20 protein-coding genes and 3 tRNA genes are annotated in these 22439 nt (G+C 57.1%); 8 read left to right on the top strand and 15 right to left on the bottom strand.

The window, feature by feature from the left end; all coding sequences use genetic code 11:
• Window positions 1-42: 42 nt before the first annotated feature.
• The 4 genes from frmR to N879_RS09685 form a co-directional block, all read right to left on the bottom strand.
• Window positions 43-318 carry a formaldehyde-responsive transcriptional repressor FrmR gene (frmR, locus tag N879_RS09700; RefSeq protein WP_007182548.1) on the bottom strand — a complete coding sequence of 92 codons (276 nt, stop codon included), beginning with the start codon at window positions 316-318 and terminating at the stop codon, window positions 43-45.
• A gap of 282 nt (window positions 319-600) precedes the next feature.
• Window positions 601-1491, bottom strand: a complete 891-nt coding sequence (locus N879_RS09695) for a carbon-nitrogen hydrolase family protein (protein WP_009459621.1) — start codon at window positions 1489-1491, stop codon at window positions 601-603.
• Window positions 1488-2096: a GNAT family acetyltransferase gene (locus N879_RS09690; RefSeq protein ID WP_009459619.1), complete on the bottom strand. Its 609-nt coding sequence runs from the start codon at window positions 2094-2096 to the stop codon at window positions 1488-1490. Before N879_RS09690 ends, N879_RS09695 begins: the two co-directional genes overlap by 4 nt.
• Before the next feature lies 1 nt (window position 2097).
• Entirely contained in the window at window positions 2098-2505 is a 408-nt protein-coding gene (locus tag N879_RS09685) for a ketosteroid isomerase-related protein (RefSeq protein ID WP_009459611.1), read from the bottom strand.
• A gap of 154 nt (window positions 2506-2659) precedes the next feature.
• Between N879_RS09685 and N879_RS09680 the strand changes: the two genes are divergently transcribed.
• Window positions 2660-3565 carry a LysR family transcriptional regulator gene (locus N879_RS09680; protein WP_009459605.1) on the top strand — a complete coding sequence of 302 codons (906 nt, stop codon included), beginning with the start codon at window positions 2660-2662 and terminating at the stop codon, window positions 3563-3565.
• A 150-nt stretch (window positions 3566-3715) separates the two neighbouring features.
• Here N879_RS09680 and uvrB read toward each other — a convergent pair whose 3' ends face one another.
• Together uvrB and N879_RS09670 are read right to left on the bottom strand one after the other, a co-directional pair.
• Window positions 3716-5692 (bottom strand): excinuclease ABC subunit UvrB, encoded by a 1977-nt coding sequence (gene uvrB / locus N879_RS09675; protein ID WP_009459603.1) that lies wholly within the window; start codon window positions 5690-5692, stop codon window positions 3716-3718.
• 374 nt (window positions 5693-6066) lie between these two features.
• Window positions 6067-6528 carry a DUF488 domain-containing protein gene (locus N879_RS09670; protein WP_235484278.1) on the bottom strand — a complete coding sequence of 154 codons (462 nt, stop codon included), beginning with the start codon at window positions 6526-6528 and terminating at the stop codon, window positions 6067-6069.
• Window positions 6529-6990: 462 nt separating this feature from the next.
• Here N879_RS09670 and N879_RS09665 point away from each other — a divergent pair, with 462 nt between their 5' ends.
• The 3 genes from N879_RS09665 (at window position 6991) to N879_RS09655 (ending at window position 11007) form a co-directional block, all read left to right on the top strand.
• Window positions 6991-7932: a LysR family transcriptional regulator gene (locus tag N879_RS09665; RefSeq protein WP_009459599.1), complete on the top strand. Its 942-nt coding sequence runs from the start codon at window positions 6991-6993 to the stop codon at window positions 7930-7932.
• 466 nt (window positions 7933-8398) lie between these two features.
• Window positions 8399-9613, top strand: coding sequence for a glutathione-independent formaldehyde dehydrogenase (locus N879_RS09660; RefSeq protein WP_009459598.1), 1215 nt, complete (start codon window positions 8399-8401; stop codon window positions 9611-9613).
• Between the two features lie 503 nt (window positions 9614-10116).
• Window positions 10117-11007: a LysR family transcriptional regulator gene (locus N879_RS09655; RefSeq protein WP_019726376.1), complete on the top strand. Its 891-nt coding sequence runs from the start codon at window positions 10117-10119 to the stop codon at window positions 11005-11007.
• A gap of 22 nt (window positions 11008-11029) precedes the next feature.
• On the opposite strand, the gene N879_RS09650 is transcribed toward N879_RS09655, so the two are convergent.
• Window positions 11030-11323 (bottom strand): helix-turn-helix domain-containing protein, encoded by a 294-nt coding sequence (locus tag N879_RS09650; protein ID WP_009459591.1) that lies wholly within the window; start codon window positions 11321-11323, stop codon window positions 11030-11032.
• On the opposite strand from N879_RS09650, the gene N879_RS09645 reads away from it, so the two are divergent.
• Window positions 11281-12096 (top strand): substrate-binding domain-containing protein, encoded by an 816-nt coding sequence (locus N879_RS09645; RefSeq protein WP_009459589.1) that lies wholly within the window; start codon window positions 11281-11283, stop codon window positions 12094-12096. The genes N879_RS09650 and N879_RS09645 overlap by 43 nt on opposite strands.
• 118 nt (window positions 12097-12214) lie before the next feature.
• A complete protein-coding gene (locus N879_RS09640) occupies window positions 12215-13183 on the top strand; it encodes a Dyp-type peroxidase (protein ID WP_009459580.1) in 969 nt (322 codons plus the stop codon).
• Between the two features lie 37 nt (window positions 13184-13220).
• On the opposite strand, the gene N879_RS09635 is transcribed toward N879_RS09640, so the two are convergent.
• The 4 genes from N879_RS09635 to N879_RS09620 form a co-directional block, all read right to left on the bottom strand.
• Window positions 13221-15164: a tyrosine-type recombinase/integrase gene (locus N879_RS09635; protein ID WP_009459572.1), complete on the bottom strand. Its 1944-nt coding sequence runs from the start codon at window positions 15162-15164 to the stop codon at window positions 13221-13223.
• A 226-nt stretch (window positions 15165-15390) separates the two neighbouring features.
• Window positions 15391-15466: transfer RNA gene (locus tag N879_RS09630), tRNA-Gly, on the bottom strand.
• A gap of 37 nt (window positions 15467-15503) precedes the next feature.
• A tRNA-Cys gene (locus N879_RS09625) sits at window positions 15504-15577 on the bottom strand.
• 42 nt (window positions 15578-15619) lie between these two features.
• Window positions 15620-15695 (bottom strand) — tRNA-Gly (locus N879_RS09620).
• A gap of 315 nt (window positions 15696-16010) precedes the next feature.
• Between N879_RS09620 and murB the strand changes: the two genes are divergently transcribed.
• On the top strand, window positions 16011-17021 hold the full coding sequence (gene murB, locus N879_RS09615; RefSeq protein WP_039942095.1) for a UDP-N-acetylmuramate dehydrogenase: 1011 nt from the start codon (window positions 16011-16013) through the stop codon (window positions 17019-17021).
• Here the strand turns inward: murB and N879_RS09610 are convergent.
• From N879_RS09610 to N879_RS09595, 4 genes are all read right to left on the bottom strand, one after another.
• The gene (locus N879_RS09610; RefSeq protein ID WP_009459563.1) at window positions 17018-17689 is read right to left on the bottom strand and encodes a GntR family transcriptional regulator; all 672 of its coding nucleotides are present in this window, start codon (window positions 17687-17689) and stop codon (window positions 17018-17020) included. The two genes, murB and N879_RS09610, sit on opposite strands and share 4 nt — an antisense overlap.
• Before the next feature lie 391 nt (window positions 17690-18080).
• Window positions 18081-19442 (bottom strand): MFS transporter, encoded by a 1362-nt coding sequence (locus N879_RS09605; RefSeq protein WP_021446915.1) that lies wholly within the window; start codon window positions 19440-19442, stop codon window positions 18081-18083.
• Between the two features lie 154 nt (window positions 19443-19596).
• Window positions 19597-20844 carry an iron-containing alcohol dehydrogenase gene (locus N879_RS09600; RefSeq protein WP_009459559.1) on the bottom strand — a complete coding sequence of 416 codons (1248 nt, stop codon included), beginning with the start codon at window positions 20842-20844 and terminating at the stop codon, window positions 19597-19599.
• The gene (locus N879_RS09595) at window positions 20841-21566 is read right to left on the bottom strand and encodes an alpha/beta fold hydrolase (RefSeq protein WP_021446914.1); all 726 of its coding nucleotides are present in this window, start codon (window positions 21564-21566) and stop codon (window positions 20841-20843) included. Before N879_RS09595 ends, N879_RS09600 begins: the two co-directional genes overlap by 4 nt.
• Before the next feature lie 136 nt (window positions 21567-21702).
• Between N879_RS09595 and N879_RS09590 the strand changes: the two genes are divergently transcribed.
• Window positions 21703-22425, top strand: coding sequence for a GntR family transcriptional regulator (locus tag N879_RS09590; protein ID WP_009459556.1), 723 nt, complete (start codon window positions 21703-21705; stop codon window positions 22423-22425).
• The last annotated feature ends 14 nt before the right edge of the window (window positions 22426-22439 follow it).

Raw genomic sequence — 22439 nt, 5'->3', positions numbered from 1 at the left:
TAGCTAACTAAATTTGCCCTCACCGAGGGCACCCTGGTGCCTCTACCGCAGATAGGAGCGGACGATAGAGATGGTCTCGTCAATGGACTTGTTCTGCGAATCGCTCCTGATTTCGCTACTGGGAAACTCTTCCCGCAGATAGCTCTCCAGAACCGTTGCCATCAATCCGTTGACTGCCCCACGAACGGCCGCAAGCTGCTGAAGAATTGCAGGACATTCCGCACCTGCATCAAGCGCTTGCTCAAGAGTCGCTACCTGACCTTTGATGCGCCTGATGCGCGTCAGTGCTTGCTTCTTTTCTTCCGGGCTGTGTGGCATCGAACACCTCTCTACTTGGGTACACCGCCGCATTATACAATACTCCCCCATAGTATATGCGGCCGAACTTCGCCACAAAATCTGTGCTCTTCGAGCACGCTTACAGGCTAGTACAGATTTGTTCCCAAGAAGCGCAAAACATTCAAATTAATGAATATTTCTTGCATGTATCGACAGCATCGGGGCAAGTTCAAAACTGGTCAAACTGGAAAAATCTATGCGCAGATAGACGTGGCCTATCTAAGCCGACTCATCGAACTGAAGCTAACAAGATGAGACCGGCTAGGCGACCTGACGACCCGAATACCGAGCCTTCCGCAGTGCAGGCAACATCTGGCCGTCCCAGTCACGATCGACCGCAACCTGGGCCTGTTCCTGGTTTCGTTCGAGTGCTTCAACGTCAAGATCACCGATCGCCCATGTCTGCGTGCCGCAAGTCGTCGCGAGAATGCCATCATCCGGGAATCCACGATCCATTGGTGCATAGATCGTGGCCTCGCCAGTGTTCGTGTCCAACGCCGGACTCCAGTCAGCAGCTCCGGTCGTCACGGCCTGCGCGATGAACATTCGGTTCTCCAGCGCCCGCGCCATGCAGCCCACACGGACCCGGGTTGCACCTGCTTGGGTGTCGGTACAGCTCGGGACCAGCAGCAGGCGCACTCCCGCCTCTCTCTGGGCTCGCACGGGCAATGGAAACTCACTGTCATAGCAAACAGCGATGCCGGCACGCACACCGTTCAGGTCGAACACCTTGAGTTCGTCGCCACCTTCGATGACGCCGGTGTCCTTCTCGAACCCCGTCAACTGCAGTTTGTCCTGGTAGTCGCGTGTACCGTCAGGCGCAAACCACCAAGCTCGGTTGCGGTAGCGGTCCAAACCAACCTGGGTCAAAAACGTACCGGCCTGAATGGTCATGCACAACTCGCGCGACAGGTCGGCATACAGTGCCAGCCAAGCAGGCTGCAAGGCCTGCAGCGCGGCCAGAGAGGCGTTGAAATCACGGCGGATGCTAGGCTTGAACGTTGCAGCCAGTTCGAGGGATAGATACTCGGGCAACACGGCCAGTTCCGCTCCGCCACGGCGCGCCTCCTCCAGAACCAGTCGCTGCCGCGCAGCAAATGCCTCGAAGTCCGTCGGCTTACCCACTGCATATTTCGCAACTGCTACTTTCACTTCGCGTTCTCCAGAGAGTGCAGCCACATCGTGAGCGTCTGCTCGGTTTCGGTCGGCTCACCCACCTCCTTCCAGGGCAGCGTAACCTTCATGTCCGACTGTCGCACGTAGCCACGACGGGTCCAGAAGGCATCATTACTGCGGTAGTTGGAAGGACGCCGGGGATCGTCGTCTGCTCGATCCACCGACGCGAACGATGTCCACTGCATGCCGCCCAACGAACGGGCATGCGCTTCGCGTTCGTCAAAGAAGCGATGGCCCAGGCCAAGGCCCCGAAAGGCTGGGAGCAGGACTGATTCGCCGCAGTAAAACACTGCCTCCATCGGGATTCCTCGATCGGCGAACGGTACCTGGAAGGCCGGCTCCGTATCGCCGAGCGGCAACCCCGTGGACGCACCCACAACCACGTCATCAGCGAGCACGAGCACCAACAGGCTGTCTGCCGAACGGGCGTACATGGAAAGGTAGTGCTTCTCGTATTCGATGTCGCCCTCGTACAGGTATGGAAAGCTGCGGAAGACCTTCGCCCGCAGATGTGCCACGGTGTCGAACCATTCGGCAATGTCCGGCCCACGACGAACCAGCACCTGCACGTCGCTGGTCATTTCAGGCGTCCCCTCCGACCTGTGCGATCCAGTCGCCGAGGTTGTAGTAGTTGGTGACACGAGCGATCTTGCCATCGCGGATCTCGAAGAACGCGCCACCCGGCAGCACGTAGCGCTGGCCCTGGGCGTCCGGCAGCCCGTCGTCCGTCACCTTGTATTCGCCATGCACCACGTACTCCGCGCCTGCGCGCAGGCCGTCGGCGCTGACCATCACCACGATCCCGCGGAGTTGCTCGCCATAGCAGCGGTCCATGCGCTGCAGGAAGGCGCGGAAGGCTTCGCGACCGACCTCACGAGCGCCCTGGTTCAAATCGTGCGCGACGTCATCGGTCAACATTGACAGCATGGCCTCGCGGTCACCGCGGTTGAAGGCGTCGTAGTAGGCAGTGATGAGAGTCGCAGCGTTCATTCGCGTTCCTTGTTGGGTTGTTCGGAGCGGAGCATTCCGGGGTGCTGTCAGTCTGGGCAACCGCGCCTCCCTTGTATATGGAATTGTTGCGATTTTATAATTCCACCATCTGGAACAATTAACGAGCGGCGAAACCGACCATGAGGCGTGCGTCATGAACAAGGAAATGGAACTACTGCGCATCTTTCGGGTGGCGGCCGAAAGCAGCAGTTTTCGCGATGCAGCCGTCCGGCTGGGGACTTCTCCGCAAGGTGTCACCCGTGCCATCCAGCAACTGGAGCAACACTACGGCGAGGTGTTGTTTCATCGAAGCACGCGCCAGGTGCGCATCACCGCCTTCGGCGAAGGGCTGTTAGACCAGGTGCGCCCGGCATTGGAGCGGTTCGAGGATCTGTGGCGAACGCCTGGCTCCGACCAGCAGGCATCCCTGTCCGGTACGGTTCGCATCACCGCACCGCACAGCTTGGGCACCAGAGCGGTGCTGCCGGCACTGGAGCGCGTGGCCGCGCGTCATCCCGACATCACGCTGGATGTGCGCCTGTCCGATCGCATCAGCAATACGGTTGACGAAGGGATTGACGTCGGAATCAGGGTCGGATTCATGCGTGATAGCCGCTTCGTCGCACGCAAGGCAGCCGACATGAAACTTCCGATCGTTGCCGCTCCGCGCCTGATCAAGAAAGTGGGCGTACCTGAAAACATCGATGCGCTAAGCAGCCTGCCAGCTACCGTGGCCTTGGATATCAATACCGGCCGTCCCTGGCCTTGGCACTTCAAGGCGGGACGCCAGTGGACACCTGCCGCACCCACTCTCGTCGCCGACAATGCCGACATGGAAATGGGAGCGGCGCTGGCCGGGATCGCGTTCGCGCAACTGGCGGACTACATGGCCGCCCCCTACATTGCCAGCGGGAAGCTCGTGCGAGTGTTGGAGAGCGAAGAACCTCCGGCATGGGGGTTGTACGTCTATCGGCCTCAGCGTGGCCCCATTCCGGGAAGGGTTCGAGCGGTATTTGATGAAATGCTGGTCGCCGTTGGATCGTTGCCAGCTTTGCGCTGACACGTCGCAAGACACTGAAAGGCACACGCCCTGGAAAGCGGGGCACTGAGCCTTGGCGGCTCGCCCCTCCGGTTGAATGATGAGCCGACCGTCTGCCCGCTTGCGCCAGGTGCAGATCGGTCGGCCATGCAACCCTATGCCGGCAAACGATTAGATGTAAATGAATTGCCGGTACAAACCATCCAACTGACGACGAATATCTTCGACGCGCTGCTCGTCACCGGTATCGGTAAATTCGAGTAGCTGCTGTTCCTTGGCAGTGATCTGATCGCAAAGGTCGGACAAATTCTCGCAGAAAGCCTCGGAGTGAACGGTGGGCTCCTCCGTATTCGTCTCTTCTCCTGCTAGTTTTCGCACAGACGAGGCCGGAGAAATCCCATTTTCCTCGTTAAAGGCAATTTGAAGCTGCCTGCGCCTATTGGTTTCATCGATCGCCTGTTTCATCGCCGGAGTCACCGCGTCGGCGTACAAGATCGCCTTGCCGTTTTCATTCCGAGCGACTCGACCTATCATCTGAATGAGAGCATGGGCCGAACGCAAGAATCCTGCACGGTCTGCATCGAGAATAGCAACCAATGATGCCTCTGGAATATCCAGCCCTTCGCGCAAAAGACTAATCCCAATCAAAACATCGAACTCTCCTGCGCGCAGGCCATTGATGATCTCAACACGATCCTCCGCTTTTATGTCCGAATGCATGTAGCGCGCTCGAATCCCGTTGTCCGTCAAGAAATCCGTTAGCTCTTCTGCACTGACCTTCGTCAGCGTAGTCACGAGCACGCGATTTTTCTTCTTCACGCACTTCGATATTTCGGCAAGCAGGTCATCTATGTATCCGTCCGCTTTCCGCACCTCAACCTTGGGATCAAGCAGTCCCGTTGGTCTGATAACTTGTTCGACAACCCTGTCTTTCGACACCCTCAGCTCGTAGTCTCCCGGAGTAGCGGAAACAAAGATGGTCTGAGGCTTGACCTTCTCAAATTCACCAAAGTTCAACGGGCGATTGTTCTTAGACGAAGGCAAGCGGAACCCGTAATCTATCAACGTCTCCTTGCGCGCCTGATCCCCCCGGTACATTGCGGATATCTGTGGCACCATGACGTGGGATTCATCGACGAACAGAAGCCCATCTTTCGGCAGGTAATCCAGCAATGTGATCGGAGGCGAGGCCGGGTCCCGTTCGCTGAAGTAGCAGGAATAATTTTCCATGCCCGAACAATAGCCTACCTCGCGCATCATCTCCACGTCATGCGTGATCCGCTCGTACAGCCTGTTTGCCTCGACCAAGCGATTATTCCTGTTCAGCTCGGCAACCCGCTCTTCCATATCAGCGAGTATCTTCTTGGACGCGGAATCTATTTTATTCGTGGGCGGTGCAAAAAGCGTCTTTGGCGAAACCAAGTAATGGTCAATTGCCCCAAGCGTTTTACCTGTAACAGGGTCTAGCCATTGAACAGACGCAACAGAGTCATCCAGCAGTTCCACCCGAACTGCCCTATGCTCGGAATCAGCAGGAAAGATATCGATCACATCACCTTGAGCGCGAAACGTTGCACGTTTGAGAGTGCGCTCAGTGCGATCATATTGCAGCAGAGCCAAACGACGAATCAGCTCTCTCTGGTTTAGTTTGACCCCAGGGGACAGAGCGATCTGCAACGCTCGGTACGCCTCCGGGTCACCCAGGCCGTAGATTGAAGACACCGAAGCGACGACGATCACATCGCGGCGCTCAATCAAGGATTTGGTCGTGGACAGGCGTAGGCGCTCAAGGTGATCGTTGATGGCCGAGTCCTTTGGAATGAAACGATCGGTGCCCGGCATATAAATCTCGGGCTGAAAATAATCGTAGTAGGAAACGAAGTACTCGACAGCATTCTCAGGAAAGAAGTGCTTCATTTCACCATAAAGCTGCGCGGTCAATGTCTTGTTAGGAGCCAAGATCAACGTGGGCCGCTTCAGACGATGAATCACATTGGCCATCGTAAAGGTCTTACCAGAGCCGGTGATACCCTTCAGCGTCTGGTGTGTCGCACCTTCTTCTATGTCCGATAGCAGGCGCGCTATCGCCTCTGGCTGGTCCCCCGCCGGCGTATAGCTGGAGTGCAGAATGAACGTACCGGTTGACATTAGATATCTCCTAATTGAGCTACTTCAATTTGTCCTGATGTATCGGCTATTTCGGAAGACCTATAGCAGTACCAAACTGGGGTGTAAATGACGGCGATCCTGCCACGCCCCACCTGGGCGTAGGCGTCGCCAACATGATAGCCCAACACACGGGCGGGCTTCCCAGTGCATATCCGCCGAGCGCCACGACGTCAGCCAGCGGCCCGTCTGCCAATGCACCTGGAGCTACTCGCCTCGTTCAGCGCCGACATCGAGTCGTGGCGGGCGAGATTGCTCTGTACGCCCCATGTGTGGCGGCGGCTCCCGCCGATGCGCGCCTTTGCCTCTCTCAGCCATCAAGACGAGACGCCGGAGGCGTGGAGCTACGTCACCTGCTAAAGATGCACGATCTCAACATTCGGCCATTTGCCTGCAAGGTACTCGGCCACTAGCCTCCGATGGCAGTGATGGGGCTTGTCTTCGCTGCAAAGCAGGCAACTGTTATCAATCTTTTCTTTATCGATTGACTCAATCTTTCGGGACGACATTAAATCCAGAAACTTCCTCGCGTAGATATCCCAATCTCCCCCTTTTATTTTATATGCCTCGAACATGTCCTTGGTTGGAGCAAGTGCTGGCAGGTGCTCATATTCCATCCCACACAACGCCTCGGAAAAATACCGAAGATCCTCGCGCTTTGCGAAGCCGGCCAATTGCGAAACATTATTCAGACGAACATCGACTAGGCGTTTGGCACCAGAATCACCTAATTTGGTGAAGAAGGATCGCGCGGAGGTCTTAGTGAATCCAATCGTGAATATCTTCATCTGCCTTACTCCACTCGTTCCTTCATCCATAAATGGCTGTTATTGATCTGCCGCCAGGTACGCCCGTCAATCGCAGCCAAGGAAACGCCGGGGGCATGGCGTACTAGCTACTCCACAACGGCCACGGCAGGCTCCATTCTCTGGCCGCTTCAACGACTCGCGGCCACGACCCGAGCAGCTCAAGAGCTTAGCACCGCCTTTTGCGGTTGCGTGCTTCACCACTCCCGCTTCTTCCCTTCCAGAACGCGCCAACTGCTAAGCTACATGAGGACGACTCGCCCTACAGCGCGAAGCACCTGTGTTCGCGCTATTGGCTGTCCCGTGCGTTGTGGTGCTGGCCGCCGATGACGAGCCGAGCCTACTGAATGGGCACTGCGCACAACAGCCTTTCATGCGTGCCACCTGCGTGATCAAGGTTGAACGCAGATCGAAGCGTGCACAGGTTTTTTCATAAAAGTATAAAATTCAATCAACTCTATCAGAAGAAAATCTATGATCGTAAGAAACTTTGAATACTTGCTTGCTTTGCACCGTGAAGGCCATTTTGGCAACGCGGCAAAAAGCTGCAATGTTTCTCAGCCGACACTCTCCGCGGGCATCAAGCAATTGGAGGAAGACATGGGTGTCGAGATCGTGCGTCATGGCCGACGCTACGACGGGCTCACTTCTGAAGGAATGCGCGTACTGTCTTGGGCTCAGCAGATGTATGACGACTGCAAAGGACTGGAGCGAGAAATCTCCGCACTACGGCGGGGTATAGAGGGGAAATTCCGGCTAGGGATACTCCCAGGAACTGCCGGCGTAGCACCCACATTAAGCATCGCCCTTGCCGAAAAAACACCTTTACTTCAACAATCAATTCTGGTCTCCGGCGCTTCTTCCCTGCTGCAGGCGATTCGAGAAAACAATCTGGATATCGCACTCATGCATTTGGAGGATATTCCAGGGGAAGACTTCGATACTCACCTTCTGTACCGTGAACGCATTTTCCTTTTTCACGCCGCTAGAACACAGCAACCCCGAAGCACAACGTGGGACCATGTTCTTAATAGACAACTGTGCCTGCTGAACTCGGCAGTACCTGAATCCATTCAAGATAGACTGACGCAATGTACCGCACAGACTATTCGCACTGATTCAATTGACGTGCTATCGGCACACGTGGCGACAGGAAAATATTCGGCAGTTCTTCCGCAATCTCTCGCCGGCCAACTCGCACACATTCCGAATCTCCACGCAATCGGTATCAGTGGACCAATGTCACACTCAAATGTCGGATTCGTTGCTGGGAAAAATGCGTTCGAGGCACCGTCATCGCACGCATTGCTCGAAATGGTGCACACCCCAGAACTGGCCGCCGCTCTTCAATCCGTTATATCGATCCATCGTCGGTTCCAGCCCAAAGCAGACTCATCCCAAAGCCCCTTGAAATAGCGAGTCTCGAAGAGCAACGCTGTATTGCTTCAACCAGGCAAAGATGGCAGGCACGCCGTGTGCGCCGCTAACAGGCGCCACGTGCTGAGCAACCCATCGAAGGCCACCAGGTCTAGGGGCAACACGGGCGACAGGAGTACCTGCTGCATGCGGCCTCCTCATGTCTCGCTGGGTCAAGCTGACTATTCCTAGATCAAGCTAGGAGGCGCGATGTAGTGATGATCGTTGTCCTCTCCCAGCTAGGAGACGAGCACGGCTCGACGAGCCCGTGTAGATAGATCGTGTCTATCTGCACATAGATTATTCCAGTTTGACCACTTCTGAGCTTGATCCGATGCTGTCAAGACCGCAGAAGGAGACGCGGCCAACGGCTAGGCAGTACCACGATCGTTCTTCTTGACAGCGGTAAGTCTCGTTTCCCACTTCGATTTAGAAGATGGAAACATTAACGCACAGAGGTGACGAAATGACTCCGACCGGTAACCGAATCGTGACTTTCGAGAAGCCCTTGGAAATGAAGGTCAACACCTTCAAATTTCCAGAGCTGATAACCCCTCAAGGGAAAAGTGCACCCCACGGCGCTATCCTCAAAATAGTTACCACAAATATCTGTGGCAGCGACCTTCACATTTATCGCGGTTCGTTTGCTGTTCCCAAGGGAATGACCATGGGCCATGAAATGACCGGCGAAGTGATCGAAGTGGGATCAGACGTCGAAGTCGTGAAGAAGGGCGACATCGTTTCCGTCCCCTTCAATGTGGGTTGTGGGCGTTGCTACAACTGCAAGCATATGCGCTCCGATGTATGCGAGAACACCAACCCCGAAATCGACTGCGGAGCCTACGGGTTCAACCTCGGTGGCTGGACGGGGGGCCAAGGTGATTATCTCTTCGTACCGTATGCGGATTTCAATCTCCTGCGCTTTCCTGACAAGGATGCCGCCATGGAAAAGATCCGCGACCTGACCCTTCTCTCTGACGTACTACCCACAGCTTTCCATGGGTTCGCTGGCCCTGATTGGCCAGCCGCACCGGCCTACGTCGTCGGCGAAAACATCCTGATCTTCGGTGCCGGGCCGGTCGGCAGAGCGGGTGCCGCCTGCGCCAGACTTCTGGGTGCAGGCGCCATCATCGTTGCCGATTACATTCAAGAGCGGCTGGACCTTCTCAAGCCACACGGCGTGGAAACCATCAACCTTTCCGACGGCGTGCCGATCGAGGAACATCTCGAACGCATTACCGGGCACAGGGAGGTGGATCGCGTCATCGACTATGTTGGTGTGGACTGCCGCGGGTTTGGCGCGGAGGCTGACAAGATCGTGGAGAGCGCTGTTACCAACGCAATGCTCAAATATGTCCGCTTCGGCGGAATGACCAGCACGGTCGGTGTGTACTGCGCAAACCCGATCTCGAAAGACCCGAAAGCCAAGAAAGGCCATATGGATCTGGAATGGTCCAACGCCTGGATCAAGTCGCCGCGAATGTCGGCTGGTCAATCCCCGACGGCCAATTACAACCACGCGTTAATGCGGGCGATACTGAACGATCGCATGCCTTACCTTTCGCCGATGATGAACACTAAGTTCATCAAGCTCGAAGACGCGCCCGCCGCGTACAAAGAGTTCGACGCGGGTTCTGCATACAAGTACGTCATCGACCCGCATGGTTCAGTGCGGCAGTAAGTATCCGGCGCGGGCTACGCATCAGGATGTCTCACACTTTCTGGTGAGAGACATTCTGGCTCCTCTAGTCTCCGGCCAGCAACTGAAGCCGGCGAATATTTTCGCCGGCATTTGTCTGCTGCCCCAAGGCGTTGTGATTTTGACGGGGTGCTTGCCTTGGCTCGGGCCAGGAGCAGAACCTCAGCAATCCGCAGGTGATGATCAACCGCAGGCGTGTTCGAGCGCCTGGTTCGCAATCGGTCAAGGGTCGGACGGAGAAGATGCGCGGCATCCATTGATGTGCGTGGCTGAACATAGCCTTCGCCTGATCCTGACCACCCCACGGACTTGATCAGTCTCGCCTGGTGTTGTGCCGGCCTCGGGCCATCGCACGATCAGCCCAGCCCTGGCTCATTTAGCCAGAAGTTTCCAAAGACGTGGCCGAACTCGCCGCCGCCGAAATGGCAGTCACTTCTATAGGGAGATAGCACAGTGTTGGATAAGTCGGAACGGGAGGGTGGCCTATGGAGCTGCGCCATCTTCGCTGCTTCGTAGTTCTTGCTGAGGAGCTACATTTCACGCGGGCGGCTGAGCGCTTGCATATCGAACAACCACCGCTATCACGAGCCATCAAGGAACTTGAGGACGAGTTGGGCGTAGTGCTCTTCGACCGAAACCGACGAGGAACAGTTCTGACGGCGGCGGGTGCGGTCTTCTTGCAAGATGTACGCCGTCTATTCACTGTGCTGGAACAGGCTCGTGAAAATGCCAAGGCTGTGGCATCGGGCTTGCGCGGTAGCCTGCGCATCGCAGTATCAGATGGAGCTATCGATCCACGACTGTCGGCATTTCTGGCTCGTTGTCGCGCCGAGGAGCCGGAGATCGAAATACGCTTGTCAGAAGTGCCTCTGGCAGAGCAAGTGCGCGGTTTGCGCTCGGGCGACTTCATGATCGGGTTCGCGCACACGGCCGATGTCGGCGACGGTATCGCTGCCGAGGCAATCTGGCACGACCCGCTGGTGATTGCTGTGCCAGCTCGGCACTCATTGCTCACCTACAAGGAGGTGCCACTTCAAGAACTCCAAGGCCATCCACTTGTCCTGTGCGACCCGCAGGTATGCGAGGGTTATTGCCGCGAACTCAAGCGGCTGCTCAACACGTTGGAGCACAAGCTGAATGTTGTCGAGGAAGTATCCTCACTGGACATGATGCTCACCTTGGTCGGCGCCGGCTACGGCATCGGCTTCATGACGGCGACCAAGATTCCCATCTCTCAACGGCCGGATGTGGTGATCCGCCCCTTGGCGATGGATTCTGCCGTGATCACGACCTACCTGCTTCGGCCCGACGGCAGCAATTTATCGGCTTCGGTAGAGCGATTTGTCGTTCGCCTACGCGACTCATCGGACGGTTGACGGAGCCTGGCAAGCCAGACACTCAGGGATCGGTGTCGGCACGCAGATTGCGTTCGGTCGCCGTCATCAGGTCAGCCGCGCTTATTCCGAGTGCCGTAGAAATTTTCAGTATGAGCGGAAGCGTGGGCACGTGCTCACCACGCTCGATCTTACCCATGTGAGAACGCGAAATGCTTGCCCGAGATGCGAACTCGTCTTGCGCGACTCCTTGAGCGACGCGCGCAGCGCGCACGGCCTGTCCGAAGGCTAACGCCGACTCGGATTCATACGTCGATGTGCCAGAAGGACGGCCTGGCTGAATTGTTGATTTCTGCATTAGCAGAAGCGTCAAACAATCTGCCACAATTAACCACGTTAAAGATAACGACGTTAAACTTCACTCTTTACTGCGACGCTGGTTTGCCTTTCTGGACAGATCGCTTATTGGGGGCCCTCATGCATGACGCCACCAGCCAGTTTTCCCATTTCAGGCTTGCTATCGCACCTGGAGTGCCATCCTCTTGCCTCATAACGCTTCTTGCCCTTCAGCGCGCAGAGGAGCCTGAAGTCACCATCGCGTTCTTTGAGACCTCGGGCGACGACCTGATGACGGGCCTTGAGGAAGGCCGCTACGACGCCGGAATCTCGCTTCGGAACGCTGGTGCTCCAGCCGTGAAAAGCCAGCCGCTCTGGGTCGAGAACGTGGCCGTTGCAATGCCGCTGGGGTCCCCCTTACTTGCCCAGGCGAAGATCACGCTTGCCGAGCTTCTGGACTATCCGGTGTTTCGCTGGCCGGCGGAGGCATGCCTACTGCTCGATCAGCGACTGTCTTCCCTTCCGTTGATCCAACAGAGCGTGCAGCATGTGACTTCGTTCGAGATGATGGCGCTTTGGGTCACCGCTGGCTACGGTGTGGGGCTCTCGGCGCAATCGCGCATGGAGCGTGCCCATGCGTGGGGGATCACTATGCGACCGCTTTCAGACGGCCCCTACGAGATCGTGACATACCTGCAGCGGCCCCACGGACGAGCCAATGCTGTTTCTGAGCGGTTCGAGCACAGGGCAATGCTGGTTGCCAGGGATAGGGCGGCTTGCTCGAATATCCCATAGCCCGCTCTCGCCGAGGCTGCGTTCGGGTAATTACCGCGGCACGCACCTGTTAGCGCGCCAGTGATAGCGCTTCCATCTTTGGCAATATGATGAATTAACATGGTCTTTGGAGGCACGAATGGTTGGAAGTGGTTGGGACCGAGTACCAATTGACTCGCAAAGCATCGATGCGCCGCTGTCGCGCGCGGCGGTGTTTCTCACGTTGACGGTCGCCGAGGGCCACGAGGCCCTTCAGGCGGTCGCCGGCATCTTGGACGGGCTGGACGACCTGATCAAAACGGTGGGCTTCCGCGATCTCAACGGCCGGCTGTCGTGCATCACTGCGCTGGGATCGGCGCTATGGGACCGTTTCCAGACCGGGAAGCGCCCGAAGGAACTACGGCCCTTCGTGCCCATCGAGGGTGCCAAGCACACCGCGCCTGCCACGCCCGGCGACCTGTTCTTTCACATCCGTGCCGAACGTGAGGATCTCTGTTTTGAATTCGAGCGCCTGCTGCTGGACCAACTGGGCAGCAGCGTGACGGTGGCCGACGAGGTGGTCGGTTTTCGCTACTTCGACTCCCGCGACCTGCTTGGCTTTGTCGATGGCACGGCCAACCCGACCGGGCACGACATCGGCGCCTCGACGCTGGTCGGCAGTGAAGATCAGGCGTTCGCCGGCGGTAGCTACTTGGTGGTGCAGAAGTATCTGCACCAAATGCAGCCGTGGGCTCGGCTCGCCAAGGACGAGCAAGAGCGGATCATCGGCCGGGAGATCGTCAGCAATGTCGAATTGCCCGACGCGACGAGCGGCCAGAAATCGCACAAGACCCTCGCCACAATCGTGGACGACGACGGCACCGAGCACGACATCCTGCGCGACAACATGCCCTTCGGCCGCCCCGGCCAGGGCGAATATGGCACCTACTTCATCGGCTACTCCAGGCATCTGTGGGTGACGCAGAAGATGCTGGAGCGCATGTTCCTCGGCGATCCGCCAGGCATGCACGACCGCCTGCTCGATTTCTCGACGGCGCACACCGGCGCCGTGTTCTTCGCTCCCGCACCGCGCACGCTGAGCGAACTCGTGGAGGCGGTGCAAGCGTAATGCAGGGGCCACAAGGCCCCTGCAAGGTTTGAGAGCCCTATGCTCCGTCTAGAACTACTGCGCTATCCACCAGCCGACGAACGCTTTGCCGCACATCCTCGGGGATGGGGTAAGGGGCAATGGCCTCGGGCATATCCGCATGGTGCTGGTAGTCGCCCATGATGACCCGGATGATCGCCGGCACGTTGGTCGGCGTGACCGCATCAATGGCCGCGCGGTCCCCCAGGTCAGGGTGCGGCTGGGTCAGCATGCGGTACAGATCCCACGAATCCGCGTGCAGGCACTGGTTCATGAGCACCTGGGCCAGCTTGTGCTTGAGCGGCACCAGTTGCCAATCGGGAACACGCTGCCCCCGATTACCCAAACTGATGGACAGCAACTTGCCCGCTTTCAGTTCGCGGTTGATCTGGTCCTTGGACTTTCCAGCCAGCTTGCCGAACAGCGGGACCGGCAAGCTGCTTGGAGACTCGTAGATGGTCAGCATTTCCTCGCGCTCGCGCTGGATCGCGGACACTTCCGGCTCTGGGGCATGCGTCGGAGGCGGCGGCACCTGAGACAGCCGCTGGAACGTGATCCCGCCGCTGCTCGGGGTTACGACAATAGGCGTGGCCACGACGGGCGGGACGCCGGGAGGAGTGGGCTCGGCCATCGTGAGGGTCGCATCCATCGTTTCCTCCACTTCTGCCATTGCCGGCACCCCGTCGATACGGATGGTCAGGTGCGCGCTCGCGGCTTCCACTTCGCCCTGTTCGAGCAGGTCGAGCCGATCGGCCCAGTCCTGCATCATCCGACGGCGCGGCTCAACGTACTTGGCGTGGTTGTAGGACGAACTCACCTTATTGGGGTCGGAATGGGAAAGCTGCGCGTCCACCCAAATCTTCGGGTAGCCAATCTCGTTGAGCGCCGTCGAGATGGTGCCGCGGATGCCGTGGCCGGTCAGGCGCCCCTCATAGCCCATGAGCTGCACGGCCTTGTTGAGGGTGTTCTCGCTGATGCGCTTCTTGAGTTCGCTGCGGTGTGACAGCAGGTACCTCTGCGCCGGCCGCATCACCCCCAGAAGATAGCGCACGATCTCGATGGCCTGCAGGGATAGCGGCACGATATAGGGGGGCACATCCTGCGGCCGCTTCCCTGCCTTGCGCATTTCATCCTGGAGCTGCTTGACGATCTGCGGCGGGATGATCCACAAGCCCCTGTCGAGGTCGAACTGTTCGGGTTCGGCCAACCGCAGTTCGCCGGTGCGCACCCCGGTCAGGAACAGCAGCCGGACGCCAAGCTGGGTCTGCCAGCCACGGGGGTTGTAGAGCCGGAGCTTCTGGAGGAACTCGGGCATCTCGGGCAGGTGCAAGTAGGGGTTGTGGGCTACCGGGGGCTTGGGTTCGGCTACCACGTCCAGGTCTGCGGCCGGGTTGACCTCCAGCCCCTCGGCGATGACCAGGGCATAACGGAACATCTGGTTGAACCAGGTGCGGACCTTTTCCGCAGTAGTGAACGCCTTGCGCTTCTCGATCGCCGCCAGGACGCCCAGAAGCTGAGGGCGGCGAATGTCATAGATCGACATCTTCCCCAGAGTGGGCAGCACGTCTTTGTTAAAGATGCGCAGGATCTGGGAAAGCGTGCTCTGACGGCCTTCCTTGAGTTCCTTACGGCGATGCTCGACCCAAGCATCGAAGACGGTCTTGAAGGTGTATTCGCCCGCCAGCTTGGCCGCGTGCCGTTTCTGGTCGCGCTCGACCTGGGGATCGATCCCCCTGGCAAGCAGGGCCTGGGCCTTGTCTCGCTCGGTCCGGGCTTCACGCAGGCTGAGGGCAGGATAGCCGCCCAGGCACAGGCGCTTTTGCTTGCCCAGCCAGTAGTAGCGGAATTGCCATGACTTGCCGCCTGCGGCTGAGACCATCAGGCCCAGGCAGTCGTTGTCGGAGAGGGTGTAGCGTTTTCCGGTGGTCTTCGCCTGCCGGACGGTCAGATCAGAGAGCGCCATTTCGAGACTCCTAAGTAATGACTTAGGCCCTATGCTCGTCATGGTTCCCGCTCAGCCCCAGCAACTATCCGGTAGCCGCCCCACCCGTATTCTTGTGCCTTATTTGGTCACTCAAAAACGGTAGCTGTGGGTGGATTTCCGTGGCACTCGCTGGAATGAAAAAAGGAGCCGAAGCTCCTTTTTTCAATGACCTACAGACCCCAGTAGAAGTCTGTGGATCAAAATTTGGAGCGGGAGACGAGTCTCGAACTCGCGACCTCAACCTTGGCAAGGTTGCGCTCTACCAACTGAGCTACTCCCGCATTTTTTACTGCACTACCGACTTGTGACCAGAATTACTGGAGGCGCAAGCCGGAATCGAACCGACCTAGACGGATTTGCAATCCGCTGCATAACCACTCTGCCATTGCGCCGTGGTCGATTAAAAAGGGAAGCCTAGGCTTCCCTTAGGAATCTGGAGCGGGAGACGAGTCTCGAACTCGCGACCTCAACCTTGGCAAGGTTGCGCTCTACCAACTGAGCTACTCCCGCATTTTGCTGTGCAGATTGAATCTGTTTTCAGCGTTTTACTTATTAGCTATTGCTTATTAAGTAAAGAAAGCTAGTTTAGAGTGGCTATCTTTGTTTGTCAAGCGTTTTTGATATTTTGCCTAAGCTTTTTATCAGTACTGCCTAACGAACTAGCCTGCCTTCAAACTGCTTTTTGCTGCGAAACCGACGCTGCGCTAAGCAAGAACGTAACTATAGACTGCAGCAAAGAAGCTTGTCAATAGATTCTGTAAATTTTTCCGGAAAATTGTCTGTCCGAGCTATGCTTACTGCTTTCTTTGATCGTGGGACAGGGCCGTGGACAGGCAGCGTAATGTGGATTTGAGCTCTTTTAATACCTTGGGTTTGGGCAGCCGCGCGCGCGACCTGGTGGTGTATGACAATGTTACCCAGCTGCCTGCCTTGCAAGCGCTGGTGGAGCAGGGCGAGCGTATCTTTGTGCTGGGCGGTGGCAGCAATGTGGTGCTGGCCGAGCACGTTGATGCCCTGGTGATCAAGGTAGAAAGCAAAGGGATTGGTTTACTGCAGGAGCGGGACGATGCCTATATCGTGGAAGCGCAGGCGGGTGAATGCTGGCATGACTTTGTGCAGTATTGTTTGAATCAAGGCTGGCCCGGTCTGGAGAACCTGGCTTTGATTCCCGGTACGGTAGGTGCTGCGCCTGTACAAAATATTGGTGCTTATGGCTTGGAGCTGGAGCAGCGGGTGCACAGCGTGCTGGCCTGGAGCTTTAAAGAAGGCAAAGAGGTGGAACTGTTTGCGGCCGAGTGTGGCTTTGCTTATAGAGACAGTCGCTTCAAGCACGACCCGGCCGGGAGCTGGTTGATTCTGGCGGTGCGCTTTGCCTTGCCGCGTCAGTGGAAACCGGTGCTGGAGTACCCCGATCTTAATAAGCAAGCTCATTTGGCGGGGGAGCCAGACCCTCAACGTATTTTTGATGCGGTTTGCGAGATTCGCCGTCAAAAATTGCCTGACCCTCGTGTCTTGGGTAATGCGGGCAGTTTCTTCAAGAATCCCCTTGTGCAGACCGAGCAGCGTGATGCCTTGAAGCAGCAATGGCCCAATCTGGTTTCTTATGAAGTTGGGCAGGGCCAATGCAAACTAGCGGCGGGCTGGTTGATTGACCAGTGTGGCTGGAAAGGCAAGCGTGATGGTGCCGTGGGCGTGCACGATCGCCAGGCTTTGGTGCTGGTGAATCATGGTGGCGGAACTGCGCATGATATTGAACGCCTGGCCCAGGCGATTCGGGGTTCTGTTCGGGAACGCTTCGGCGTGGAGTTGGAACAAGAGCCCGTTATTGTCAATTAAACATCGACCGCGCCCCACCATCGCAGAGTTTGTGCCAGATGGTGGCGCACGGCTTCCATGGCCGCTTCGGGGTTTCCTGCCTGTAGCGTATCCAGAATCTGTAAATGCTCCTTCATGGCGGGCACAATGCGCTCGGGTAAAGGGCGGCGCGAGTGCTGCAGCACATTGATGCGATCACAGTTCTCTTCGTAGATTGTCATGGCCGAGCGGTTCTGTAGTGCTTGAGCCAGATAGCGATGCAAGGCCCAGTCCACTTCCATGGCCTGAATCTGCAAAGCGGTGGTAACAAGGCCGCTTTGTGCCTGCTCCAAAATCTTCTCGTGCTTGTCCCGCAAGCTCTCCAATGCGGGCTGCTTGGCACAGCTAGCCAGTATCCTGGCCCCCTCCTGATCAAAGACACAGCGCAGTTGGAAGCATTCCCGCAGCGCTTCCGTGGTTGCCTCCAGAACCAAAACTCCCCGCTTGGGCAGGATGGACACCAGCCCGGCAGCCGCAGCGCGCTTGACCGCTTCACGCACTGGGGCCAGAGGGAAGTCGCTTAATTTCATCAGCTCCGCCATCGACACCATCTGCCCCGCGCGAACCTGCCCTGTAGCCAATAAATGACGAAATGCCTGAAACGCCTGGGTGGCCAGCAAAGTGTCATCAGAGGAGGAGGGAATACTCATTTGGCGTCTCCGGTTTGCGCGCGTCGGGTTTCGTATTTGATTTTAGTTATGTTTGGCATTTCAAATTATATATATTTTGAAATGCCAGACGGGATTTTAGCTTGCGGACTTATTCTTGAATAAACAGCGCTTTGCGCAGATTTATGGCGCATAAAAATAGGGGTTTTGATATCGAGTTTGGCTTGCTCAAACCCTTGCTTTGAATAGCGGTTTATCTGCTTGTGGCGGGCTTGAGCAACTGGGGAGGGGCGCGTTCAGTTCATTTTGTTTCTGAGCGGCAATGGGAATTGAGTTTGGCCATTCATAAGCTGGAAACCCGTGTCAGCGATCTAGGCTGACACGGGTTTTTTATTGAGCGTTAAGTTAACTTATCATCAATTGAATCAGTCTTTTAAGCCGAAACTTCCTCCAGCGAACGCCCCTTGGTTTCTACCCCCAATGCAATCACCACCAACGCTGCAATAGAAAAGGAAATAGCCCCCAAGGTGAAAACGCCTGCATGACCGGTCCAGGGCAGGATAAAGCCCACCAGCAGCGGTCCGAACAAGGAACCCAGTCGGCCAATGGAAGAGGCAAAGCCCGCGCCTGTGCTGCGTGTCCGTGTGGGGTACAGCTCGGGGGTGTAGGCATACAAAACCGACCACATGCCAAACATGAAGAACTGCATGCACAAACCAGCGCCAATCAGTTGAGCAACAGGCGCCTGACTGGTGGCGACGTGGCCATAGATAAAGGCACAGCCGGCGCTACCGAATAGCATCAAGACCATGGTTGCCTTGCGACCCCATTTCTCCAGCAACCAGGCCGAGAAGATGAAGCCTGGAATACCGGCCAGGGAAATATAGATGGTGTAGGTAACGGACTTGGTGACTTCATATCCGGCTTGTTGCAATAGTGCGCCCAGCCAGGTAGTGAGACCGTAGTAGCCCAGCAAGGAGAAGAACCACAGCATCCACAGCATCAGGGTACGGCGGGCGTATTGGCCTTGCCAAAGCTGGGCAAACAGCGCGCCACGCTTAAGCTTCTCGCAAGGGGTGGGGGGCAGGGGAGAGGGCAGAGCCTGGCCGCCGTTGGCCTGAATAACTTTATGTTCAAAGGCCGTGGTGACTTGTTCGGCGCGGTCGTTATGGCCTGCTTCTTCCAGCCAGCGGGGGGACTCAGGAACCCAGCGACGAATCACGAACACAAACAGGGCAGGGATAGACAGGGCGATGAAGATTCCGCGCCAGCCTATATAGTCCAGACTCAGATATGTCAGAATCCCGGCGCTGATAAAGCCTAGCGGCCAGAAGCCTTCCAGAATCGCAATATATCGACCGCGACTTTTAGCGGGCACAATCTCCGAGACCATGGCCAGGCCGATGGGAAATTCCATTCCCATGCCAAACCCCAGCAGCACCCGAAACGCCATCAACTGCTCGACGTTTTGGGACAGGCCACAGGCCAGGCTTCCTACGCCCCAAAAAATCATGCTCCATTGAAAGACAGGTTTGCGCCCGTACTTGTCTGCCAGCATGCCCGCAATGGCAGCACCCAAAAACATGCCTAAAAAGCTGGAGCTGGCCAGCATCCCCGCCTGCGCGGTGCTGAGCCCCATTTCTGCTTTGATGGAACCTAAAACAAAAGTCATGATGCCCAGGTCCATGGAATCAAAGAACCAGGCGGTCGCGATAATACCGAACAGCATGCGTTGATAGCGTGTCATGGGCAATCGCTCCAGGCGATTGGCCACATTGGGGGATACGGCTGTCATAGGTGTCTCCTGTAGGTCCGCTCTTGTGGCGGGTTTATGTATAGGTGACCTGCCGTCAGGCCATGGCAGGCCTTTTTTCTTCTACTGATATATTACATGGATACTAGTGGTATCTATTTGAAGATTAAATAATGGTATGTACTTAGCTGGCTAATTAATTGTGGGTCAGTGCTCCGGCTAAAGAGCCCTCAAAAGCGTGTTGAATAATGCGTTGATAGGCGCTGGTGCAGTTAGCAACCGGGAAAGCTTTGGCAAGACGAGTCACTTGCAGGGCGTCGCTCAACAGGCGCTCCAGCTGATGCTCCTGTACGCCGCATTGGCTCAGGTCCGAGGGGATGTCCAGTTGCTCGACCAGCGACCGCACATAGGCAGGCAGGGCCAGTAAGGTATCTTCCGGCTTGCCGGTTGGCATGCCCAGTAGTTGGGCGACTTCCAGCAATTCCGAGGCGCGGGTTTCACGCAGTTCGTCCAGAACGTAGGGCAGCAGCACGGCATTGGTGGTGCCGTGAGATTGATGCGTCAAACCTGCCAGTGCGTAGGCAATGCCGTGCACCGCATTCAGACCTGCCGTGCCGTAGGACAGGGCGGCATAGTAGCTGGCGCTGGCCATGCCATCACGGGCTTCAGTGTCGGTGCCGTCGCGATAGGCTCGCAGCATGTACTGGCCGCACAGGCGTATGGACTCGCGTGCAAACATCATGGTCAGGCTGGATCGGCCACTATAGCCAGGGTCGGGGCTACCGCCACGGTCAAACAAGCTGGCGTCCTGAGTCACGAAGGATTCAATTGCGTGGGTCAGGGCATCAATACCGGCGTCGGCAGTGACGCGGGGTGGGCAGCTATCGCTGAGTTCCGGGTCGATGACCGCAATGGCGGGACGCAGCGCATTGCCCATGACGGCAATTTTGGTGGCATTGTCGGGGTCGACCAGAATGGCTCCCGGTGTTGCTTCTGATCCCGTGCCGGAGGTGGTGGGCAGGGCGATCAAGGGCAAGGGCTTGGTGTGGGCGGGCCAGGCCCCGCTGTAGGTGCGTATGGGCTCCCCGGTGGGGACGGTCAGACACAGGGCTTTAGCCAGATCTATATTGCTTCCGCCGCCCAACGCCAATACGAAATCGATAGGGTGATCGGCCAGGTGAGCACGTACTTGCAGCGTGGCCTGATCACATAAGGTAGTGGAAGGATCTGGCTCGCCACCATCAAAAACCACAAGCTCAATTCCCTGTTCTCTACAGGCGGCGATGTGGTCCTGAACCCAGGTGGTTTGAATGGTGAAAAAACGGTCGGTAATCAATAAGCCGCGACGCCAGCCCAGGTGGGCAATCAAGGCAGGTAGTTCATGGCGGCAGCCGCGTCCCATCAGGGTGCGGGGTGGTGGGCAAAAGAAAACGTGTGTGTTCATACGGCAGTCCTTGCGGTGTGTAGAGAGCAGAAGGGTTCTATCAATGAGGCGATCAGTTCAGTGTGCGAGCCCAGAATGCTGTGGCCCGCATCAGGCAGGCTGTGCAAGGTGGCTTGTGGCAGTGCCTGCGCCAACCGGTGGGCGTGCTCAATGGGACAGTCCTGATCCTGCTCGCCGTGGATGATCAAAGAGGGGATGGAAATACGGGGAAGTTGCGCATACAGGTCGTGGTGCCGATTAGCCAGCCAGGTCCAGGCCACATCTAGATGACCTGCGGCCTCCAGCAGGCCCAGGCGCTGTTCCCGTTCTGCAATTTCTTGCAGCAAGGCAGGCGTGTCCTGGGCCTTGAACCATTGAGTCCGGTTCAGGCTGGCTGTGCCCGATAACAACAGCAGGGCTTGAGGCAGTGGGGCCTGTTCGTCCAGTAAAGTCAGACAGGTTTGCAGCACCACCGAGACGCCCAGGCTCCAGCCTGCCAGGGCATAGGGCGTGTGTTCAGGCAAGGCTTGAATGCTGGCGCGTAGATCCTGCACAAAGCCGTCCAGCCCGTAATCTTCCTGGCTGGAGCCGCGAAAGGTATTGCCTCGGCCTCGCAAGTCCGGGGTGTGCCAGGACATCAAATTCGAGCTGGCGTTGACCACTGGCAGCCAGCTGCGATGGGTGCCCTGAATCCCATGCACGGCAATGATGGTGGTTTGTTTTGAATCGCAGGCAATGCTCATGTGGCTTCCTGGAGTAGATAAATACAACTAAGATATGAGGCTGTTGCCCAGTTCCGGCCTTGTACTTGCAGGGCCAGAGCAGGCGTCAGAGTTTGGGTGTCAGCAGCAAACGCTGCGTTTTAAAGGCAGGGTCAGCATGGTTACAAGCAAGCGGAAGGTAGCGGGAAAAGGGCAGGCTCAAGATGAGGTGCTGGACATCAAGGCCTTGACGGAACCCAAGCCCAAGCTCACAGACATTGCTTATGAGCGTTTGGAAGAAGCCATCATTACCCTGAAGCTGCCGCCGGGCAGCATCGTGTCCGAGCTGACCTTGAGCCAGATGTTCGAGATTGGCCGCACGCCGATTCGGGAGGCCATTCAACGTCTGGCACGCGAACATTTGATGCTGGTCTTGCCGCAGCGTGGGCTGTTGATTCCAGAGCTGGACATGCCCAAGCAACTGCGCCTGATCGAGACGCGACGGGAGATCGAGCGTCTGATCTGCCGTAGTGCGGCCAAACGGGCGACACGCGATCAACGCGAGCAATTCAAGAGCTTGCATGATGCTTTCCTGGAAGCAGCCACCCAGAACGATGAAGTCAGTTTTATCCGGGCAGATCGACGGTTGAATGAGCTGGAAATCGAGGCGGCTCGCAATGAGTTTGCCGAGGCAGCGATGCGTCTGACACATGGGCTATCCCGTCGTTTCTGGTTCTGCCACTATCAGCAAAATCCGGATTTAACGCAGATGGGCAGACTGCATGCCAACTTGGCGATGTCCATTGCCGGGGGCGATATGGACCAGGCCGGTCAAAGCCTGGATCTCTTGATGGACTACATCGAAGAACTCGCCCGCACGACCCTGATTTCCAGCTTGTAAGGACAGGCAGGGCC

This window comes from Alcaligenes sp. EGD-AK7 (assembly GCF_000465875.3).
Taxonomy (GTDB): domain Bacteria; phylum Pseudomonadota; class Gammaproteobacteria; order Burkholderiales; family Burkholderiaceae_B; genus Alcaligenes; species Alcaligenes phenolicus.
Note: the sequence above shows the minus strand (reverse complement) of the source record. Positions and strands in the feature narration are given on the sequence as shown.

Coding starts and splice junctions, on each gene's coding strand:
- frmR (WP_007182548.1), bottom strand. CDS start 318: ATGCCACACAGCCCGGAAGAAAAGAAGCAAGCACTGACGCGCATCAGG.
- N879_RS09650 (WP_009459591.1), bottom strand. CDS start 11,323: ATGCAGAAATCAACAATTCAGCCAGGCCGTCCTTCTGGCACATCGACG.
- N879_RS09665 (WP_009459599.1), top strand. CDS start 6,991: ATGATCGTAAGAAACTTTGAATACTTGCTTGCTTTGCACCGTGAAGGC.
- N879_RS09670 (WP_235484278.1), bottom strand. CDS start 6,528: ATGGATGAAGGAACGAGTGGAGTAAGGCAGATGAAGATATTCACGATT.
- N879_RS09680 (WP_009459605.1), top strand. CDS start 2,660: ATGAACAAGGAAATGGAACTACTGCGCATCTTTCGGGTGGCGGCCGAA.
- N879_RS09610 (WP_009459563.1), bottom strand. CDS start 17,689: ATGAGTATTCCCTCCTCCTCTGATGACACTTTGCTGGCCACCCAGGCG.
- N879_RS09655 (WP_019726376.1), top strand. CDS start 10,117: ATGGAGCTGCGCCATCTTCGCTGCTTCGTAGTTCTTGCTGAGGAGCTA.
- N879_RS09640 (WP_009459580.1), top strand. CDS start 12,215: ATGGTTGGAAGTGGTTGGGACCGAGTACCAATTGACTCGCAAAGCATC.
- N879_RS09645 (WP_009459589.1), top strand. CDS start 11,281: ATGTGCCAGAAGGACGGCCTGGCTGAATTGTTGATTTCTGCATTAGCA.
- N879_RS09590 (WP_009459556.1), top strand. CDS start 21,703: ATGGTTACAAGCAAGCGGAAGGTAGCGGGAAAAGGGCAGGCTCAAGAT.
- N879_RS09685 (WP_009459611.1), bottom strand. CDS start 2,505: ATGAACGCTGCGACTCTCATCACTGCCTACTACGACGCCTTCAACCGC.
- N879_RS09660 (WP_009459598.1), top strand. CDS start 8,399: ATGACTCCGACCGGTAACCGAATCGTGACTTTCGAGAAGCCCTTGGAA.
- N879_RS09595 (WP_021446914.1), bottom strand. CDS start 21,566: ATGAGCATTGCCTGCGATTCAAAACAAACCACCATCATTGCCGTGCAT.
- N879_RS09635 (WP_009459572.1), bottom strand. CDS start 15,164: ATGGCGCTCTCTGATCTGACCGTCCGGCAGGCGAAGACCACCGGAAAA.
- uvrB (WP_009459603.1), bottom strand. CDS start 5,692: ATGTCAACCGGTACGTTCATTCTGCACTCCAGCTATACGCCGGCGGGG.
- N879_RS09600 (WP_009459559.1), bottom strand. CDS start 20,844: ATGAACACACACGTTTTCTTTTGCCCACCACCCCGCACCCTGATGGGA.
- N879_RS09690 (WP_009459619.1), bottom strand. CDS start 2,096: ATGACCAGCGACGTGCAGGTGCTGGTTCGTCGTGGGCCGGACATTGCC.
- N879_RS09605 (WP_021446915.1), bottom strand. CDS start 19,442: ATGACAGCCGTATCCCCCAATGTGGCCAATCGCCTGGAGCGATTGCCC.